The 20,082-nt window shown below is 54.5% G+C and carries 14 protein-coding genes, 1 tRNA gene and 1 pseudogene; 5 read left to right on the top strand and 11 right to left on the bottom strand.

What is annotated here, in order from left to right:
* Positions 1-173: 173 nt before the first annotated feature.
* From ACP5D4_RS16400 to ACP5D4_RS16380, 5 genes are all read right to left on the bottom strand, one after another.
* Positions 174-572: a response regulator gene (locus ACP5D4_RS16400; RefSeq protein WP_428012699.1), complete on the bottom strand. Its 399-nt coding sequence runs from the start codon at positions 570-572 to the stop codon at positions 174-176.
* 14 nt (positions 573-586) lie between these two features.
* A complete protein-coding gene (locus ACP5D4_RS16395) occupies positions 587-4,618 on the bottom strand; it encodes a PAS domain S-box protein (protein ID WP_428012698.1) in 4,032 nt (1,343 codons plus the stop codon).
* A gap of 133 nt (positions 4,619-4,751) precedes the next feature.
* On the bottom strand, positions 4,752-6,290 hold the full coding sequence (locus tag ACP5D4_RS16390) for an anthranilate synthase component I family protein (RefSeq protein ID WP_428012697.1): 1,539 nt from the start codon (positions 6,288-6,290) through the stop codon (positions 4,752-4,754).
* A gap of 527 nt (positions 6,291-6,817) precedes the next feature.
* Positions 6,818-7,246 (bottom strand): photosystem I reaction center subunit II PsaD, encoded by a 429-nt coding sequence (locus ACP5D4_RS16385; RefSeq protein ID WP_428012696.1) that lies wholly within the window; start codon positions 7,244-7,246, stop codon positions 6,818-6,820.
* Between the two features lie 104 nt (positions 7,247-7,350).
* Positions 7,351-9,543 (bottom strand): DICT sensory domain-containing protein, encoded by a 2,193-nt coding sequence (locus ACP5D4_RS16380; protein WP_428012695.1) that lies wholly within the window; start codon positions 9,541-9,543, stop codon positions 7,351-7,353.
* Positions 9,544-9,809: 266 nt separating this feature from the next.
* Here ACP5D4_RS16380 and modA point away from each other — a divergent pair, with 266 nt between their 5' ends.
* Both modA and ACP5D4_RS16370 read left to right on the top strand, forming a co-directional pair.
* Positions 9,810-10,634, top strand: a complete 825-nt coding sequence (modA, locus tag ACP5D4_RS16375) for a molybdate ABC transporter substrate-binding protein (protein ID WP_428012694.1) — start codon at positions 9,810-9,812, stop codon at positions 10,632-10,634.
* Between the two features lie 43 nt (positions 10,635-10,677).
* Positions 10,678-11,445: a Uma2 family endonuclease gene (locus ACP5D4_RS16370; RefSeq protein ID WP_428012693.1), complete on the top strand. Its 768-nt coding sequence runs from the start codon at positions 10,678-10,680 to the stop codon at positions 11,443-11,445.
* 25 nt (positions 11,446-11,470) lie between these two features.
* Here ACP5D4_RS16370 and ACP5D4_RS16365 read toward each other — a convergent pair whose 3' ends face one another.
* The gene (locus tag ACP5D4_RS16365; RefSeq protein WP_428012692.1) at positions 11,471-12,892 is read right to left on the bottom strand and encodes an ion transporter; all 1,422 of its coding nucleotides are present in this window, start codon (positions 12,890-12,892) and stop codon (positions 11,471-11,473) included.
* 262 nt (positions 12,893-13,154) lie between these two features.
* On the opposite strand from ACP5D4_RS16365, the gene ACP5D4_RS16360 reads away from it, so the two are divergent.
* Positions 13,155-13,228: transfer RNA gene (locus ACP5D4_RS16360), tRNA-Asp, on the top strand.
* A 160-nt stretch (positions 13,229-13,388) separates the two neighbouring features.
* Positions 13,389-14,828, top strand: a complete 1,440-nt coding sequence (gltX, locus tag ACP5D4_RS16355; protein WP_428012691.1) for a glutamate--tRNA ligase — start codon at positions 13,389-13,391, stop codon at positions 14,826-14,828.
* A 122-nt stretch (positions 14,829-14,950) separates the two neighbouring features.
* Here the strand turns inward: gltX and ACP5D4_RS16350 are convergent, their stop codons facing one another.
* The 4 genes and pseudogenes from ACP5D4_RS16350 to ACP5D4_RS16335 form a co-directional block, all read right to left on the bottom strand.
* A complete protein-coding gene (locus ACP5D4_RS16350; protein ID WP_428012701.1) occupies positions 14,951-15,754 on the bottom strand; it encodes a thiazole synthase in 804 nt (267 codons plus the stop codon).
* 252 nt (positions 15,755-16,006) lie between these two features.
* A pseudogene (gene thiO / locus ACP5D4_RS16345) lies at positions 16,007-16,993 on the bottom strand (glycine oxidase ThiO); the annotation flags it as partial.
* 265 nt (positions 16,994-17,258) lie between these two features.
* Positions 17,259-17,585: a hypothetical protein gene (locus ACP5D4_RS16340; protein WP_428012690.1), complete on the bottom strand. Its 327-nt coding sequence runs from the start codon at positions 17,583-17,585 to the stop codon at positions 17,259-17,261.
* Positions 17,582-17,935 (bottom strand): 2Fe-2S iron-sulfur cluster-binding protein, encoded by a 354-nt coding sequence (locus ACP5D4_RS16335; RefSeq protein WP_428012689.1) that lies wholly within the window; start codon positions 17,933-17,935, stop codon positions 17,582-17,584. The genes ACP5D4_RS16340 and ACP5D4_RS16335 overlap by 4 nt, the downstream gene beginning before the upstream one ends.
* Positions 17,936-18,093: 158 nt before the next feature.
* On the opposite strand from ACP5D4_RS16335, the gene cimA reads away from it, so the two are divergent.
* Positions 18,094-19,692, top strand: coding sequence for a citramalate synthase (gene cimA, locus ACP5D4_RS16330; protein WP_428012700.1), 1,599 nt, complete (start codon positions 18,094-18,096; stop codon positions 19,690-19,692).
* Positions 19,693-19,730: 38 nt separating this feature from the next.
* Here the strand turns inward: cimA and ACP5D4_RS16325 are convergent.
* On the bottom strand, positions 19,731-20,082 hold a 352-nt coding region (locus ACP5D4_RS16325; protein WP_428012688.1), incomplete at its 5' end, for an RNA-guided endonuclease TnpB family protein.

Raw genomic sequence — 20,082 nt, 5'->3', positions numbered from 1 at the left:
AGTTAAACTCAAGATCGAACGAAGATCGGATTGTCTCTAGATCTGTCTCTAGATCTGTCTCTAGATCCCCGGCATCTTGGAGATGCCGGGGATCTCGCACAGCCCTGGATCGATCGGGGATTTGGCCACGAATCATTTCCTATGGCTATATTGCGATCGAAGAGCTACGTCAGTCAAAGTTTCCAATTCAAAATCCCTCGAATATCTTCAACTAAATTCAAGGCTGCAAAGGGCTTCGTAATCACCCCCGTCACCCCTAACGCCAAATAAGCTTCGCATTCACTAGCTTGAGCTTTTGCCGTTAAAAAAATCGTCGGAATCTGCCGCGTATCCGGATGACTTTGTAACTGTTTAAACGTCTCCGCCCCGTCCATATCCGGCATCATCACGTCCAGTAAAATCGCGTCGGGGCGTTCGGCGGCGGCGATCGCGATCGCCTCTCGTCCCGAGGCCGCCGTCAACACCTCCCATCCCGCCGCCGCCTCTAAGGAAATTTGCACGATTTCGCGGACGCCGTCGTCGTCAACCACGAGAACGCATTTGGGAGGAGAAAGTGGAGGTTCGATCGCCATGAGTCGGGGTTTCCTCAATTCGGGGTGGACAGAGAATCAGCGATGGGCAACGTAAAGTAAAAACAACTGCCGAGGTTGGGAGTACTGTCAACCCAAATTCGGCCGCCGTGTTGTTCGACAATGCTGCGACAAATGGTCAGTCCCAATCCCGTCCCACCTTTGCGGCGGGAATCAGAAGGATCGACTTGATGGAACCGCTCGAAAATACGATCGAGCTTGTCAGGGGGAATCCCTCGTCCCTCGTCCCGTACCGCAAAGCGTACCGCAGGCGCTTCCTCCTCAGCGATCGCTTCGGCGGACACCCAAATGGTTTTCCCCGCCTCAGAAAACTCAATGGCGTTCCCCAGCAAATTCGTCATCACCTGTAACACGCGATCGAGATCGGCAAACACCGCCGCCTCGCAGGAGGAACAGAGAAGGGTAATTTTCGCCCGGTTGGCCATCACCTGCATTTGCTCGATCGAGCGCCCCAAAATCACCGTAACGTTGACAGACTGAGGCGACAAGTTAATTTTCCCCGACTCCAACCGTTCCAAGGCCAGAATATCGTTGACCAAGCGCACCAAACGTTCGGCACTTTCGGCCGCAATTTGCACCACCCGCATTCCCCGTTCCGAGGTCGGATCGACCAAATGGCTGGCCAGCAGGTTCAACGCCCCGTGAATCGAGGTCAGCGGCGTTCGCAACTCGTGACTGACAACGGACACGAACTCGTCTTTCATGCGTTCGATGGCGTGGCGTTCGGTAATATCTTCCCCGATACTGAGGGTTCCCACCACCTCGCCGCTGGAATTTTTTAAGACGGTGTTGTTCCAAGCCACGATGCGTTCTTCCCCGCTGCGGGTCAAAATGGGTTCTTGGCGTCGCGGTTGAAAATCTTCCTTGAGAATCGACGCGAAATAGTCTTCTAGCGCCTCGCGATGGGACGAGGGGACGAAGGTCTCGAACCAATTGCGCCCCAGGAGGAGATCGCGATCGCCCCCAATTAAACGGGCAAAAAACGGATTGACGTAACTAATACAACCGTTTAAATCCAACCCCACCACCAACAGCGGCACGTTTTCTAACACGCTACGCCAGCGACGCTCGGACTCCCGCAACCGAGCTTCAGTATGTTTGGATTGAGTAATGTCCCGAGCCACAGAGGAAAGGAACTGTACCTCGCCGCTGCGGTTTTTATGGGCGATGATGAGTTGCGAGAGGGGAATCTCTCGACCCGATCGATCGATCAGCGCCGTTTCCCCCACCCAACTCCCCCGTTCCACGGCGGTGGGGATGGCTTGGGTTTCGATGAGTTGCCGAGTCCATTCGGGATGACCCAGACCCATATGCCAGTTGTCGAGGCGGTCGTCGCGGGAAAATCCCCAGATCGTCCGTGCCGCTTGGTTGAGGTAAAAAGCCCGGCTGTCGAGGGTACTGGAGGCGACGATATCGGGACTGGCTTCTAAAATAGCGATGAGTCGATCGCGATCGGCTTCGGCTTTCTTGCGTTCAGTGATATCCTGCATCACCACCATTCCCGCCAGCAGGTCTCCGACTTCGTTGCGAACCGGAAGCGCTTGATAGGCATAAGTCTTCTCGCCGTGTTGGATTTCAGCGGCAACGGTTTGCCCCGAGAGGGCAGCCTCGTAGAGGGGTTGGGCGTCCCGGTAAACCTCTGGCGGTAGTACGTCGGAGATAATTTGACCCTCGAGTCGCTCTCGAGACAAGCCTCGGTCAGCTAATCCCACGCCGTCGGCGATACGATAGCGCCAATCTCGATCGAACAGGAAAACTGCCCCTTTCGGGAAGTTTTCAACGAGGGTGCGATATTGTTTTTCGCTTTCCCGCAATTTCGCTTCGGCGATTTGTCGTTCCGCGAGTTCCTGCTGAAGCTGTTGGTTGGCCCGGGCCAGTTCGGCAGTGCGATCGCGCACCCGGGTTTCGAGTTCCTGTTTGGCACTGACGAGAAAGGCTTCGGCCTGTTTGCGTTCGGTGATGTCTTTAGCGATTCCCGTGCGGCGGTGCAGCTTTCCCCCTTCGTCAAGAACCGGATAGCCCCGATCCCAAATCCAACGCACGGAACCGTCGGGACGGACGATGCGATATTCAACATCAAAGGAGGCGTTAGCATTGTCGAGAAAAACCAGAGTTCGATCGCGATCTTCGGGATGAATAGCAGCGATGTAGTCTCTCGGATTGTCGTACAAACTCTGACAGCTTCGACCCCAAATTTTTTCGTAAGCGGGACTGACGTAGAGGATTTCGCTATTGGTTTCGTCGCTCATCCAAAATACATCGTCGATGCTTTCAGCCAGTTCCCGAAACCGCCGTTCGCTTTCTTCGTGAGCTTGGTGAGTGCGCAAGGCGACGATACCGTACACCAGATCCGCCGCCAGTTCCCCGAGAAACTGGATTTCTGCCTCGTCGAAGACATAGGGACGATGGTGATACAGGTTTAATACGCCGATGACGGTGCGATCGCATACCATCGGAACGGCGATCGATGCCGCATAGCCTCGTTTTTTGGCTTCCTCGCGCCAAGATTGGTAACGGGTATCGTTGAGAATATCTTGAAAGACGCTGATGCGGCCAGTACGAATAGCGATCGCCGTCGGTTCGCTACCGCGTTCGTGGTTTTCGTCCCAAGTAACGTACAGACTATCGAGATAGCCCTTGTCGAATCCGGCTTGAGCCACAGGACGAATGATTTTGTTGGGGTGGGTTTCACGGGCGTCCACGTATCCCACCCAAGCGAGGCGATAGCCCCCCGTGGTGACCAGGATGTGACAGATGTTTTGAAAGAGGTCGCTTTCGGAAGTGGCGCGAACCAGAGCTTGATTGCAATCGCTGAGGGTGCGGAGAGTGCGGTTGACGCGGTAGAGTTGGGCTTCCGTGGCTTTGCGATCGCTGATGTCGGTGTGAGACCCCACCATCCGCACCACTTCCCCGTTTTCGTCCCACAGGGCTTGTCCGCGATCGAGTATCCATTTATAACTGCCGTCTTTGCACTTCATCCGGTGTTCGGTGGTGTAAAACGGCGTTTTGCCCCAAAAGTGATCCCGAATCGCTTTGAGGACCCAATCGAGATCCTCGGGGTGGACGCGATCGGCCCATTCTTCGAGACTGTTTTCGATTTCGTCTTCCTCGAATCCCAGCATGGCTTTCCAGCGAGGCGAGAAGAAGACCTCGTGAGTTTTCACGTTCCAGTCCCAGATGCCATCGTTATTACCGAGAATCGCCAGTTGCCATCGTTCTTCGCTGGCGTGGAGGGCGGCTTCAGCTTGTTTGCGGTGGCTGACATCTTGCACGACGGCGATAAAGTAGTCCGGGCGGTGGTGGCGATCGCGCACCAGGGATACGGTGACATATCCCCAAATGACAGTACCGTCTTGCCGCAGATAGCGTTTTTCTTGGCTGAAGGTGTCTAGTTCTCCCGTCAGCAGTTTTTGAGTGTTCGCTTTGCCGAGTTCCAGGTCGTCAGGATGGGTAAAGTCAGCGTAGGGGCGATCGAGCAGCTCTGTGGGGGCATAGTCGAGAAATTCACAAAATTTGCGGTTGACTCGCAGAAACCGCCCGTTTGTTCGCACGTGGGCGATGCCCACCGCCGCTTGCTCGAAAGTGGCGCGAAAGCGATCTTCGCTGTCTTGAAGTTCGGCTTCGACTCGATCGCGCCAACAGATATGGTCGATGTCCTGGCAGCACGGCGGTAACGACGCCAAAATATCTCGCGCCACCCAAATGGCTCTATCTTCCCCCAGCGGCGAAATTTCAGCCACGAACCACACCCGCTGTTCTTCGTCTTCGAGATCGTATTCAAAAGTTTGCGGCGTTTGAGTCTCGATGGCACGACTCACCGGGACGAGAAATCGATCGCGAGTCTCATTATCATAAAAAGCGTCTATTGTCAAGGCTGCCGTATCGAAATCCTCGCGAAGCCCCCCCGTCGGGAGTAGCGAAATCTCTTCAGCCTTAGCATCGAGAATCAGGACAATTTCGGGCAAAACGCCGAAAATCCCTTTGAGAACAGACTTCTCTGTGGGAAGGGTCGTCAGAACGGTGGTCATGAGAGGAGGAGAGGGGGAGAGAGGGAGATGGGGAAAGAGGGGAGAAAATTTCACGTCATCCCCTCATCCCATTATCCCCTCATCCCATTATCCCCTCATCCCATTATCTCCTCATCTCCTCATCTCCCTGCAACTAGCTGAGCGATCGAACCGCCACCAACAAGCCTCGCGCCTTGTTTAGAGTTTCTTCATACTCCTTTTCCGGGTCGGAATCCGCCACTAATCCCGCTCCCGCTTGAACTGACACTGTATGACTTCCCGATTCCGTGGGGCGAACGATGGCGGTGCGAATAGCGATCGCAGTATTCAGTTGTCCCTCAAAATCGTAATAGCCGTAAACCCCAGAATAGGGACCGCGACGACAGGGTTCGAGTTCGTGAATAATCTCCATCGCGCGGATTTTCGGCGCCCCACTAACCGTTCCGGCGGGGAAACAGGCTTTCAACAGCTCCCAGGCGGATTTGGCCGAGTCTAACTCCCCGATGACATTACTGACAATGTGCATCACGTGGGAATAACGTTCAATGACCATCAAATCGTCCACAGTCACCGTTCCGTTGCAACAGACGCGGCCGAGATCGTTTCGTCCCAAGTCCACTAACATCACGTGTTCGGCGATTTCCTTGGGATCTTGCAGCAAATCTTCAGCGTAGTCGCGATCGGCTTTTGGCGTTTTCCCCCGAGGGCGAGTTCCGGCGATGGGGCGCACTGTGGCGATGCGAGTTCCGTCGTCGCGGCGTTCCGCTTTCACCATCACTTCCGGACTCGAACCGATGGCCTGCCAAGTGTTGAAGTTAAAATACGCCATGTAGGGTGAGGGGTTAATCAGGCGGATCGATCGATACAGGGAAAACGGATCGCCGGAATACTGCGCCGAAAGCCGTTGAGAAATCACCACTTGGAAGATATCTCCGGCTTTGATGTAATCTTTGGCTTTGAGAACGCTCTGACAGAACTGTTCTTTTGTAGTATTGCTTTGAATGGCGAGAGGTTTGTCTTCGTGTGCTTGCGGCGGCGTCCACTCCAACATCGTCTCGTCGTTGGAAAGGGGATGTTGCAGTTTTTCGACGAGTTGCGAGACGCGATCGCTCGCTTTTTGGTAGGCGTCTTTTAGGGAAGCTTCCGAGGAAACGTCGGAATCGCGCAAGTCAGCATAGGCGATCGCCCAAATTTTCCCTTTGACTCGATCGAACACCAACAGCGTATCGACCTGCATCCACACGCCATCGGGTAAATCGTCGTTTTCGGGAGGATACACCGGAACTCTCGGTTCTATCCAGTGAATCAACTCGTATCCCCACATTCCGAACAACCCACCGATTCCCGAGGGAAGTTCCGGAAGTTGCACCGGATGGTAAGGTTTGAGACAGTTTTCTAAAATCTTGAAGGGATCGCCTTCAAAGCGATCGATCCGTCCGTCGCGAAAGCTTTGCGTCGTCTGTTTCCCTCGCGATTCCAGAACCCACAACGGATCGCATCCGAGGAAACTGTAGCGACCGATACGTTCTCCCCCTTCGACCGATTCCAATAAAAAGCTGTAAGGTTGACCGGAACAGACCTTATACCAGGCGGAAACAGGGGTATCTAAATCCGCCACCCATTCTTGATAGACGGGAACGAAGTTTCCAGTTTGCGCCAGACGGCAAAATTCAGAAAAATCGGGAAAAATCACGATCGGCCACGGATAAAGAATAAGGAAGGATTGGAGAGAGATTATACCAACTTTCTGCCCGATCGGGGTCGATCGATCTCCTCTTCATTTTTGGGCTTCCTTTTTGGCAAAAGTGCCAGGGCTGTAAGTTTCGGCTTCTTGGGCAAACCTAAACCCTGAATCCCGATTGAATTCAGATCCCCGACATCTTGGATCTGCCGGGAATCTAGACCTTCAGACCTGTGAGGATTTCCGGTTTTAAAAAACATCCATAATACTGTATTTTTTGTCTCTCAATATTCCTGCCATATAAAATACAAAATAAAAACACACCATGTAATACCTGCTTGTAATTGATGCTAAACGCTTTGCTTTAATCGAAAAATAAATTGAAATTGATATATTTTTATTTTTCTGGAAAGCCCATTTTTGAAACAAAAAAGTGTTTTGAGTGTAACCTGACTCTGTGGTAAAAACTCCCAATAGAAAAAGAGAATGCAGGGAGAAAAAACTCCCCACATTCTCCAAACTCAACCCAAAAGAGAATCCTAGACCTCGAAAGGTTGCTTGCCGCTGAACTTCAGTTTAGCGGGTTCAGGATTCTTACCGATGTTGCGATCGACCTTGTTATTGAAGGGACGGCCTTCATTAACTTTTTCAGGGAACACACCATCTTTCGGATGGAGATATTCCATTTCGCCGTTGGGGTAAATCCGATAGATTTTAAAATCTTCGATTTTAGGCTTGAACTTCGTCCGCAGTTGCGTACCCAAAGCGAGGCACTGCTCCTTACGAGCCAAGTACAACAAGTTTTCCCCTTCGTTCATGATCGCCGCACCACCAGTGGGCATTTCAAAAACTTGTTCTTTCTTGCTAGTCCAGGTGATGGCGTATTTTTCCTCGACGTCTGCTTTGGTAAGCAAGCCGCCCGTGCTACCACCGAAAATCGGAGTTTTTCCAGTGAGTTCTTCTGCCATAGTTTATCGAACGAGATTTAAGAGTTCGATCGGCATCCTATCACCGACTTCCGCCAGGGCGATCGATATCGTCAACAAATGTAACAGTTTTCGCCGTTGCCCCCTCACGATCGCCGACGCTTCGACGACGCCGAAACCCCCTTGGCTTGTCCGGAAGAGCGGTTCGAGTTGCGTCCGTCCTCCTGAGTGGGAATTGTAAAGTGAAAGCGACTGCCGCGATCCTTCCCTTCCGACTCAGCCCAAACCTGACCGCCCCAGCGTTGAATCGCTTGGCGACAGATAGCCAGTCCCAACCCCGTCCCGCCAGTGGTGCGACGCAGGGCCCCTTCTTCCTGGTAAAACCGCTCGAAAATGGCTTCTACGCGGTCGGGTTCGATTCCCCGTCCCGTATCCGCCACAGTCACCTTCAGCATCCGATAGCCGCTGGGGTGAGCGCGAATCGTAATCTGTCCCTCATCGGGGGTAAACTTACAGGCGTTATCGAGGAGTTTGCTGAGAACCTGCACCAGCCATTCCCCATCCGCTTGCACCAAGGGTAAATCCTCCGGTACGTCGATAACGATATCCGGTAGGCGATCGCGATCGTAACGAGTGTGAACGCTGCTGAGGGACAAATCCACACATTCCCGCAACGACAGCGGTTCCAAATGCCACTCGACGCGGCCGCTTTCAAAGCGAGACAGAGTTAAAAAGTCCTGTACCAATTCTCGCAGTCGATCGGCGTCCGCCAGTGCCGTATTCAGCATCACCTGACGCAGTTCCGGCGCCATATCCGGTTCGCTGGCCAAACTTTCCAAACAAATTTGAATCGTCGAGAGGGGGGTTCGCAGTTCGTGTCCCGTAATGGCGATTAAATTGCTGCGCGTCCGTTCTAAGGCTTCGAGTTGCTGGTTGAGGTCTTCGAGGTGGGCGTAGGTTTCCGCCTGAATCAACGCCGTTCCGATTTGCGTGGCGATGGTGTTGACGAGAGCCACCTCGTCCTCGCCCCAGGCGTGGGGACAACCGCGACAGTGATGTAACTCGATGACGCCGAGAAGCCGGCCGCGATACAACACTGGCATCATCAACCAAGCCCCGATTTCCCAACGTTCGACGGTTTGGGAAAACGTCGATTCTTCCCCCTGTCCTCCCTCGTCGACGGTTCGGATGCGAAAGGCTTCCGTTTGGCGAACGCGAGATTTGTCCGTTTCGCGGGTTCGAGGGGAGGCCGCACCGCCAACGCGATCGAGCAGTTGAGCGATGGTGCGGACGAGGGCGTTATCGCTGGTATCGTCCACGTAAACGCCCGTTTGACGGTCGGCCACTTCCCGAAACAGGGGATTGTCCCGTAACGGCCAGGTTTCCCCTGTCAGGGAAGCCACGTTAGACCCCACGTATTCGTGGGCGATGGTGGCGGTGGCGTCGTTCTCGTTGCAGCGGTACACCAAACAGCGACAGACATCGAGGGCTTGTCCCAACTCCCGCACCGCCACTTCGAGAATTTCGTTGGGATCGAGGGAATCGCGAATGGCGGCAGTGATGGAGTTGACGAGGCGTTCTTTTTCTTCCTGGGCGGAAATGGAACGATAGGCTTTGAGCAGTTTGTACTGTCCCGCTTGTAGGTAGGCGATGAGCCGTTCCGCGAAGGGTCCGGGGTTGATGCTGGGGGGATTGTCCACTAGGGCGCGGAGATCGCGTTGGGATTTACGGGAAACTCGGGGGGAACGGAGTTCCGCCGGGGGACTGTCGATGCCGTAGAGTTCTCGCGCTTCGGCGACTTTTTCGGCCAGTTCGGGGCGGTAGACGAGGATGCGATCGAGCAGTCGATCGGCGGCGAAGGCGCTGGCCTGGCGATCGAACGTCCAAATTCCCTCAAACCGCCGCGCCGGATCGAGATCGAGGGCAGTTTTTTTCAACCAACTGGTTTCGCCATCGGGAATATGGCGTTCTTGACAGACCAAACAGGTGCCGTAGTTCCGCGTCAAGACGATCAAGTTCCACTCTTGGCTGAGGGGTTCGCCAGGATCGAAAGCAATAGTTTCGTATTCCAGGGAACGATTGGCAAAATCGCTCTCTGGGGCGGCGAGAACGTACACTTGGGGCGTCGCTTGGCCGATTTTGAGATATCGCTTCGCCTCCATGCGGTAAAATCGCTCTCGTTGAAAACTCGCCACCACCAAGGGGCGATCGTCGCTCGCCAACACTTGGTCTTCCATGGCATGAGACAGCGCGATCAGCGAAGACTTGAAATAGACTTGCGATCGCAGGTTGGGGAGGGCTTGCAGCAAATCTTCCAATACGGAAGTCGTTACGCTCATCGATGTTTGTAACCGCTTGCGCTAGGCGTCGTGAAAAGCTTGGAACCCAGTTCGACGAAAAACGCCAGACTCACCGACGATGGCTCCAGATAGGCGAGCTTATATCTACATTACCGGAAACTGCGGTGTCTTCGCTTTCTCCTCGAGTCCTCGAAGGGTCGATCGTCTCGAGATTCTCCGACTTCGGTAGGCTCTGCCACAGTTTTTTTCAGGAACGTTTAAATATCCTATATATATTGACTCGTCTCTCTTATAAGCATTGACAGATGATACGTCTCGGGTTGCTATTTCTGGTGTTGCCCCTGGCGGCTTGCGCGATCGAGTCTCCTTCCGCCACGGCTCCAGAAACCGCCTCAGACCCGCCAACAGAAACCCAAACTGTGACTGTGGCCGCAGCCGCCTCCCTCACCGACGCCATGACGGACGTCGCCGCCGCGTTCGAGGAACGTTACCCGGATATCGAGGTTCGACTCAATTTCGCCGCCTCGGGAACCTTACAGCGTCAAATCGAACGACAAGCCCCCGTAGACGTTTTCGCCAGCGCCGCACAGACACCGATGGACGAGTTGGAAGCGCGAGGACTCGTCGATTCCGAAACCCGCCGGGTATTCGCCGCCAACCGCATCGTTATGGTGGTTCTCGTTGAGAGCGAAGTTTCTCTCAAATCCCTCGAGGCGTTAAAAACCCAAGAGATCGATCGCCTCGCCATCGGAAACCCCGAAACAGTCCCCGCCGGACGTTACGCCAAACAAGCCTTGGAAGCCGCGCAACTGTACGACAGCCTGGAAACCGCACAAATCCTAGTATTTGCTGAAAATGTGCGTCAAGTGCTGGCTTACGTGGAACAAAACAGCGTGGATGCGGCCATCGTCTATCAAACCGATGCGGCGATTAGCGATCACGTGCGGGTAGCCTTTCCCATCCCCGCCGATTTCAGCGAACCGATTCGCTATCCCATCGCCGTCGTCCGCCAGTCGCAGGAACCCGAGGCGGCGCGAGAATTTGTCGAATTCGTCGCCAGTTCTGAGAGTCAGGGGATTTTCGACAAATACGGGTTTTTGACCGGGGAAGCCCGAGGCGGAGATAGTTAACAGATTAAAATAGAAGCAATCGTCGATACGCGAGTTCGAGATCGTGTCTACTTCCATTCCTCAACCCGATCGCGCGATCGCTGCCAAAGAAGCCGAATGGGAACCGATCGGCGAACCGGACATCAGCGATTTGGTCACGGAAGACGAAACCCCCGTGGATAATCTACTGAGCGAAAAGCAACAACGGTTGTTGACTTCGGCGTTGTACAGTTCCCTCGATCGCCAGGAGCCGTTTTTGGCAGCGGCCAACGTCGGCTTGTTCTATAGTGCCAACGATCCGCCGTTGGTTCCCGATGTTTTACTGAGTTTCGGCGTTCCAACTCCAGAAGATTGGACGCAAAAGAAAAATCGTTCCTATTTCACCTGGAATTTCGGCAAACCCCCCGATATCGTTATCGAAATCGTCTCCAACACCGTCGGTAACGAACTCGGACGCAAGCTACAAGATTACGCCAGAGCCAGCGTGAGTTATTACGTGGTGTACGATCCCTTTCGCTATCTCGGTAAAACTGAGTTGCGTCTCTACGAACTCCGCGCCCTGCAGCAATATCGGGAACTCGACGGAACCGCGATTCCTGAAGCAGATTTGGGATTGACGCAATGGGAGGGGACGTTTGAAGGTTCGCGAACCACCTGGCTGCGGTGGTGCGATCGCGACGGACAAATTTTGCTCACTGGCGACGAAAAAGCCGATCGAGAACGGCGTCGGGCCGATCGAGAACACCAACGGGCCGAACAGGAACATCAACGGGCCGAACGTCTGGCGCGACTGTTGCGAGAACGGGGAATCGACCCCGATACCTTGGACTAACGGCGAAATTCAAACATTCAAACATTCAAAATTCAATATTTTCTCGAGCGATCGCAATGGCGCGATCGTCTTCTTTAAACACATATCGATCGGGATTGATGACAAATCCCCCATCGAGATCGTGAACGCCGATTAAAATGGCGTTTTGCGTTTTCTTCAAATGCACGAAAAATTCAAAAAACGTCTGTCCTTCCCATTCTTCAGGAATATCAAAGACATAAAACTGATTGCCCCGTTCGTAAGTCATCAACTCAGAAAACATCTTTAACAGCCCCGGACTCAAAGCGGCTTGTGCCAACAAAAAACCGCTTTGTTCTTCGCTGACAACGTAATCGTTCACGTGACCCATATCGAGATGAGAGCCGTATTCTCGATTGATGAGTTCGGCGCAGGTATACACGGCGCGATTGAGCTTTTCTGCCGTTAACGCCGCTAAAATCGTGCGGGCATCAGCATCTCGGTCAGTGCGTCCGAAGGTTTTATCTGACAAAATAATGCAAGTTTTCGCCCGTCGAATTCCCGCTTTTTCTAAGACTGAAACTTTGGTAAAATCGTCGTTAATAAAATAAACACAGTGTTTGAGGGTGGGATCGGAAAACGGCGGTTCTCCTTCGAGCTGGGCGATCGCCACAATGGGCAACCGTTTGTTACGGCGAGCAGCGCGGTATTCGCGAACGATAATTTCGGCTTTTTTGTTCCAACCGCAAATAATAATGTGGTCGCTGAATTCTTCCCATTCGATCGACATCGGCTTCGCCCTCAACTGTTCGATTACAAACGCCGAAACCGTCCCTGTCAAAATCGCAAACGTCACCATTCCCATCAACATGACGAACAGCGATACGAACCGGCCGCCGATGGAAATCGGGACGTCGGGAATCGGTTCCCCCGCAAATACCGAATACAGACTAAACCAAAACGCATCGGCGAGGGTGTTCACCTGGGGATTGCGGCCGCGCTCGAATACCAATATCGCCGCACTGCTGAAGGCGATGGTCGTCAGCAGCAGTCCGAAGACGAGGAAATATTCCGTTGCGCCTCGACGCAGGAAAGCCGGGAGTGCTTGGGCGTAGCGATAGAGCAGACTGAACCAGCGGGAGGTTTGGAAAGTCCGCAGCAGACGCATGACGCGCACGATGCGAAACGGCCGCAAAATCGGCACGATCGAAAAGATATCGAGCCAGTATTCCCGTAAAAACTGGCGTTTGGCGTGGGCGGAAAACGCCCGCAGCGTCAGTTCGACGGCGAAAATGACTGAGATGGTGCGGTTGATGCGGGAGAGAGATTCGATTTCGGGAGCGCCTTCGGGAAGGGAATACTCCGTCAAGACGAGGGAGACCGACATCACAATCAGTGCGATGAGCGCCGCTTTGACCCAGGGATGGCGGAAAAACCGCCGCAGCGATCGCTTGAGGGTGGGAAGGTCGAAAGAAGCCAGATCGTCCAAGGAACTTCAGAATGCGAGGAGTTTCGGAACTTGTCTTCCATTGTGCAACGAGAGGCGATCGCTCGTCTCGAGGATCGATCGCCGCAGTTTCCGAACTGCCCAAACCCCCTACAGACAAGGCTTTCAGCGCAGCGATCGCAGCATTTCCCCAAAAAAATCAAAAAAATGTTTGACAAACCCAAATCCTCTAGGCATAATAGATATTGCGCCTGAGTTCAGGGGCGAACGAAAACGCCTCCAAACAAAAGGCTTCCCAACATAGGGGACTGTAGTTCAATTGGTCAGAGCACCGCCCTGTCACGGCGGAAGTTGCGGGTTCGAGCCCCGTCAGTCCCGTTCAAAAATCAAATACAGAAAAAAGGTAAGGTTGAAACCTTACCTTTTTTTGTGAGCCGGGAACTCTCAGCTTCGAGAGATTCCGCGCGATCGATATTCCCCAAACCCGGACATTCCCTTAAGATCGAAAGGTTATAGCGAAGTTCGGAGATAACTAACTGTGTCTGTTCGAGTTCGTCTCGCCCCCTCACCAACGGGGAACCTACACATCGGAACCGCACGCACGGCGGTCTTTAACTGGCTCTTTGCGAAACACCACGGGGGTCAGTTCGTGCTGCGAATCGAAGACACGGATTTGGAGCGATCGAAACCCGAGTTTACCGAAAACATCCTCGACGGCTTGCGTTGGCTGGGCTTGGATTGGGACGAAGGACCGCTGTACCAATCCCAACGGATGGACTTATACAAAAACGCCGTCCAAACCCTCCTCGATAAAGGCTTAGCCTATCGCTGCTACTGCACCCCCGAAGAACTCAACGCCATGCGGGAAGCGCAGAAAGCCGCCAAACAAGCCCCCCGGTACGACAACCGCCACCGCCACCTCACCCCAGAACAGCGCCAAGCCTTTGAAGACGAAGGCCGCACGGCGGTGATTCGCTTTAAAATCGACGACGATCGCCAAATCCTCTGGAACGACCTCGTCCGGGGAACCCTCACCTGGAAAGGAAGCGATCTCGGTGGCGACATGGCCATCGCCCGCGCCGCCAAACCCGGCGAAATCGGTCAACCTTTATATAACCTGGCCGTAGTCGTGGACGATATCGACATGAATATCAGCCACGTGATTCGCGGTGAAGACCACATCGCCAACACCGCCAAACAGATTTTGCTGTACGAAGCCCTCGGGAACTCTGCGCCAGAATTCGCCCACACGCCGCTGATTCTCAACCAAACGGGTCAAAAACTCTCCAAACGGGACGGGGCCACTTCGGTTTCCGAGTTCCGCAACCTGGGTTATACCGCCGAGGCTTTAGCCAATTACATGGCTCTGTTGGGGTGGTCGCCCCCGGATAGCGAAGAACGCTTTACCTTAGAAGAGGCGGCGAAAAAATTCGGGTTCGATCGCGTCAACAAAGCCGGAGCGCGGTTCGACTGGGATAAGTTAAACTGGCTCAACGGTCAAGTTCTGCACGATCTCCCCGTTGACGAACTCCTCGAAAAACTGATTCCCTACTGGAAAGATGCAGGATTCGAGTTTGACGTAGAGCGCGATCGATCCTGGTTAACGCAAATCGCCCAAGTCATCGGCCCCAGTTTGACAGTATTACCCGATGCAGTGGAAATGAGTCGCGCCTTGTTCGTCGAATCCGTGGAGTACGACGAAAAAGCCCAACAACAACTGGCCCTGGAACAGGTTCCGGAAGTGTTGACGGCGGTTCGCGACCAACTCGCCGAAACCTCCGAACTTACCGAAGACGCAGCCAAAGACATCATCAAGAAAGTGACCAAGGAACTGAAAGTCAAAAAAGGCTTAGTGATGAAGTCCCTTCGCGCAGGGTTGACGGGTGCAGTTCAAGGTCCGGATTTAATTCAATCTTGGCTGGTATTGAACGCTCGCGGCTTGGATAAAGCGCGTTTAGACAACGCCATTTCCCAGTAGGGTGCTGTGAAGCGGTCGGAACCGGGGGATGATGGGATGATGAGATGAGGTAATTGACAATTTCTCCCTATCTCCCCATCTCCCCCTCTCCCCATTTCTCGTACACTGTTCGCTGTTCGCCGCTACTCGATCGTTCCAGTTAGCGGTGAACTGGCACTGGCTAAGGCTTTCACCGGGATGCGTCCGGCGCGGTACGCCAGGCGTCCGGCGGTGACGGCTAGTCCCATCGCTTGCGCCATGGCGGGGGGATTTTTGGCCATGGCAATGGCTGAGTTAATCAACACCGCATCGGCACCTAATTCCATCGCTTGCGCCGCTTCGCTGGGGGTTCCAATCCCGGCATCGACCACTACGGGAACCTTGGCGTTTTCGACGATAACCCGCACGTTGGCGACGGTTTGGATGCCTTGACCGGACCCAATCGGCGATCCTAACGGCATCACCGTGGCGCAGCCGACTTCCTCTAACCGCTTGGCTAACATGGGGTCGGCGTTGATGTAGGGTAAGACGGCAAATCCTTCTTTGACCAACTGTTCCGCTGCTTGTAAGGTTCCGACGGGGTCGGGAAGTAGATAGGTGGGGTCGGGAATGACTTCGAGTTTGATGAAGTTGTTGTCCTCCTGACCCAGTAATTTCGCCATTTCGCGACCCAACCGCGCCACGCGCACTGCTTCTTCGGCGGTTTTACACCCGGCGGTATTGGGCAGCATCCAGATTTTGTTCCAATCCAGGGCTTCGGCTAAGCCTTCGTGTCCGGGGGCGTTGGTTTGCACGCGACGCACGGCTACGGTGACGATTTCGCATCCTGAGAGGGCGATGCTGCGACGCATGTGGTCGAAGTTGCTGTATTTGCCGCTTCCGGTCATCAAGCGCGATCGAAAGCTGCGGCCGGCGATAATCAAGGGCGTGTCTTCGAGGGCGAGGATCGGTTGTGCTGCGCTGGATAAGGCTTTCGCACCGTTTTCGCGCACGGAAAGGGTGGTATAGGAAGAGGCGGCGGTGTGGCCGTTACCGTTGTGAGGGTGGCTTGATTTTTCTGGGGTTTTCGCGGCTGAGGGATCGATCGACTGAAAGCGATCCCAGCGAAAGGCTTCGAGAAGCGGGTCGGCGGCGCCGTCCCAGAGTAAATCTGCGGTGAGTTTGGCGGTAATCGGTGCCAGTAAAATGCCGTTGCGGTAATGTCCTGTGGCTAACACTAAATTGTCGCAGTAACTCGACCCGAGAATCGGCAGTTCGTCGGGGGTTCCGGGGCGGTATCCCCACCAAAATTCTTCGATCGAATAGTCTTTTAAGGCCGGATACAATCGAACTGCGCGATCGAGTAGTTGTCGCATTCCCTCGGGGGTATTTCCCGGCGCGAAACCGCCCCCTTCCGTCGTCGCACCGATAACGATTTCGCCGTCGCGACGGGGAATGATGTAGGTTTGCGGACCGAACAACACCCGACGCAGGGGCAGATTTTCCGGGTTCTGCGGCGTGCGCACCGAGAACATCTGACCTTTAACGGGAAACACCGGAATCGGCAGCAGTTCGTTGGCCCAAGCCCCCGAAGCCACCACGTAGCGATCGGCTTGCCATCGTCCCTCGTTCGTCTGGACGCCCACGACGCGATCGCCCTGTTGAATCAAAGCTTCTACGTTAATCCCCTCTCGGACGGTTACACCCGCTTTCCGCACCGCCAGGGAGAGCGATCGCGCCAAGGCGCGACTGTCCGCCTGCGCGTCTTCGGGATACCACCAACCGCCGATGACTTCCTCACCCAAACCCGGTTGATACTGGCGCACCGTCTCTCGATCGAGCCAAACCGCCGTCCCCGCTTCCTTCGGCGGTTGCGTTTTCGGCATTTCATAGAACGGCGCGAGAATGCCACAAGCCCAATATCCCGCCGACAGTCCCGACAGTTCCTCCACTTGGCGCGACCATTCAGCGAACATTTCCCGAGAGCGCAAACACAACTGCAACATCGCCCCCGGGGGGATTTCCTCCGCTTGCGGCGCGATCATCCCTCCAGCGGCGTGACTGGCGGCTTGTTGGAAATCGCGGCTGAGAACCGTCACGTTCGCGCCGCGCAGTTTCAGTTCCAGGGCAACGGCCAAGCCGATAACGCCGCCGCCAATAACGAGAATGTCAGGAGTCGTTTCTGTCGAGATCTGGTGTCGAGTCATGGTTCGGTAGTTGAGAATTGACAATTGACAATTGATAATTAATCCTTGACAATTGTGCAAATATAGTGTATTGAAGATCGAGCCGTCGTCGGAGGCAAAGGGTGGAGAACAGCGGAAAGAGCGCGAGAACATCGATCGCACAGCCGACTCACGCCATCGCCGCACCCGGTCAAACAAACACGCAGACCTTAAGTGTAAAGCGTTTGACCGGCCGTACTGGCCAAAAAAAGTCGATCGTTTCTCCCCCTCATCCCCTCAACCCCAGCTACCACAACGCCGGAACTTCATTTCGAGGCCGAGACTGGGTTCTCGGCGAAGCCGTGGGGGTGGGGGTCGGACTCGGGGAGGGTTGGGGCGTGGGCGTTTCGGAGAACTCTTCGATTTCCGTGGCGGTGGGTGTGGTGGGGGTACCGAACTCGCTTTGGGGCGTTCCGGAATCTTCCTCGGGACGAGATTGAGACGGCGTGGGGGTTTGAGGCTCGTCGCCGTTCGTCCAGCGACCGTCAGCAATGTAGCGCACGAAAGGGGTCGCCACGACGGCCACGAGTCCCGCCCCGACGAGGGACTTCAGCCACTTAGGAACTTCGTTCAACGGTCTGGCGCCGTTCCGTCCGGCGTCCAAACCCTGCGATCGCCTTGTCCCCAAAAGCCATCGAACTTCGTCACGCGAACGTCTCCCAACACCTGGGTTTGACAAGACAAACGCAAATCCCGCGAGGCGTCGTGAGGCGGGAGAGAACGACGGGTTCGATCGCGCCAGTTGGACTCCGACACTTCCCCCTCAACCCGTACCGCACAAGTGCCACAAGTCCCGATACCGCGACAGTTAATCACAGAAGCCTTTCCGTTATATAAATCGATACCCTGTTCGAGTAGAACGCGACGGAGATTCGCACCGCGATCGCACTCGAAGGTTTTTCCACAAGCGGTGACGTTAGGCATGAGCTGACTGTTGATTTCTCCTTCTCTATTGTGACAAAATTGAGAGGTTTCCTATCAAAAAATCAGCTAAAATTTTGGGCGATGGTTTCCCCAAACCGACCCTCGATTTTTCTGAAAACTTTGCGATCGAAACGCTCTCCCCACCTCAAAACGCCCCCATGACCGCCAACCGCCTTTGGATTTACGATACGACCCTGCGCGACGGAGCGCAGTGCGAAGGGTTGTCCCTCTCCCTCGAAGACAAACTTCGCATCGCCCGCAAACTCGACGAACTCGGCGTTCCCTTTATTGAAGGCGGTTGGCCCGGCGCCAACCCGAAAGACGTTCAGTTTTTCTGGCAACTGAAAGAAAATCCCCTACAAAATTCCCAAGTCGTCGCCTTCTGCTCCACCCGTCGCCCAGGACGCACCGCCGCCGACGATCCGATGTTACAACCGATCCTCGCCGCCGGCACCCACTGGATTACCCTGTTCGGCAAATCCTGGGATCTCCACGTCACCGAAGGGTTGAAAACCAGCCTCGATGAAAACCTGGCCATGATTCGCGACACGATCGAATATTTCCGCAGCCAGGGACGCCGCGTCATTTACGACGCCGAACATTGGTTCGACGGCTACAAACAAAATTCTGAATACGCGATTAAAACTCTACAAGCCGCCGCCGAAGCCGGGGCGGAGTGGCTGACGCTGTGCGATACCAACGGCGGAACTCTCCCCCACGAAATCGGCGAAATCGTCTCGGAAGTGATTTCCGAACTCGGAACCTCCGTTCCCTTAGGGATTCACACCCACAACGACTCGGATACGGCTGTCGCCAACGCCCTTTCAGCGGTGTTAGCGGGGGCGACGATGGTGCAGGGAACGATTAACGGTTACGGCGAACGCTGCGGTAACGCCAATCTCTGTTCGGCCATCGCCAACCTTCAGTTAAAGTTAGGCTATCACTGTCTCGAGGACGATCGACTCTTGACCCTCACGGAAACCAGTCGTTTCGTCAGCGAAGTGGTGAACCTCGCCCCCGACGATCGCGCCCCCTTCGTCGGCCGTTCGGCGTTCGCCCACAAAGGCGGTATCCACGTCAGTGCAGTACAACGCAATCCCCTCACTTACGAACATATTCGCCCAGAAGCGATCGGCAACCAACGGCGCATCGTCATTTCCGATCAGTCGGGATTGAGTAACGTTCTCGCCAAAGCCCGCAGTTTCGGCATCGAACTCGACAAACACAACCCCGCCTGTCGGGAAATTTTAGAACAATTAAAAACCTTGGAAAACGAAGGCTATCAGTTCGAGGCCGCCGAAGCCAGTTTCGATTTGTTAATGCGGGAAGCCTTGGGACGGCGTCCGATGCTCTTTGAAATCAAAGGCTTTCAAGTTCACTGCAACCAAGGAGACGGCGACGGAGAAAGCAATTCCCTCGCCACGGTGAAAGTGCGCGTCAACGGTAAGGATTTCTTAGAAGCCGCTGAAGGAAACGGGCCCGTTTCGGCGTTGGACGCCGCCCTACGAAAAGCTTTAGTCAATCTGTTCCCCGAAATCGCCGATTTTCACCTGGTCGATTACAAAGTCCGCATTCTCGACAGTCAATCGGGAACCGCCGCCAAAACCCGCGTGTTACTGGAATCGACCAACGGACACCAACGTTGGACGACGGTGGGCGTTTCTACCAATATCATCGATGCTTCCTATCAAGCGGTGGTGGAAGGTTTGGAATACGGTCTGCTGTTGAAACGCAGCGTCGTCGCCGTTGAGGGTTGACATCCTCCCCGGCCTAAAGGCGCGGGGATTCCCAGACCTCACGATCTGAGTTTCTGCTTCATAGCACCCGCCTTCCGAGATTTACTCTCTTTGGGTCTTACAGTCGCTCCACAGACTGAAACCGCTTGCCCAGCGGCCAAGACATTAACAGCAGCGTTGATATCCCGATCGTGGTGAGTACCACATTCAGGACAATCCCACTCTCGAACATTAAGCGGCAATCGTTGAACGATATGCCCACAGTTCGAGCAGCGCTTGGAGGACGGAAACCAACGGTCAATTTTGACCAGTTCCCGACCGTACCATTGGCACTTGTAGGTAAGCTGCCGTACCAGTTCACCCCAACTGGCATCAGAGATAGACTGAGCCAGGGAGTGATTTTTCACCATG

Origin of the sequence: Baaleninema sp. (assembly GCF_049974805.1) — a bacterium.
GTDB lineage: Bacteria > Cyanobacteriota > Cyanobacteriia > Cyanobacteriales > Geitlerinemataceae > Baaleninema.
Note: the sequence above shows the minus strand (reverse complement) of the source record. Positions and strands in the feature narration are given on the sequence as shown.

Coding starts and splice junctions, on each gene's coding strand:
- ACP5D4_RS16400 (WP_428012699.1), bottom strand. CDS start 572: ATGGCGATCGAACCTCCACTTTCTCCTCCCAAATGCGTTCTCGTGGTT.
- modA (WP_428012694.1), top strand. CDS start 9,810: ATGATACGTCTCGGGTTGCTATTTCTGGTGTTGCCCCTGGCGGCTTGC.
- cimA (WP_428012700.1), top strand. CDS start 18,094: ATGACCGCCAACCGCCTTTGGATTTACGATACGACCCTGCGCGACGGA.
- ACP5D4_RS16380 (WP_428012695.1), bottom strand. CDS start 9,543: ATGAGCGTAACGACTTCCGTATTGGAAGATTTGCTGCAAGCCCTCCCC.
- ACP5D4_RS16385 (WP_428012696.1), bottom strand. CDS start 7,246: ATGGCAGAAGAACTCACTGGAAAAACTCCGATTTTCGGTGGTAGCACG.
- ACP5D4_RS16335 (WP_428012689.1), bottom strand. CDS start 17,935: ATGCCTAACGTCACCGCTTGTGGAAAAACCTTCGAGTGCGATCGCGGT.
- ACP5D4_RS16395 (WP_428012698.1), bottom strand. CDS start 4,618: ATGACCACCGTTCTGACGACCCTTCCCACAGAGAAGTCTGTTCTCAAA.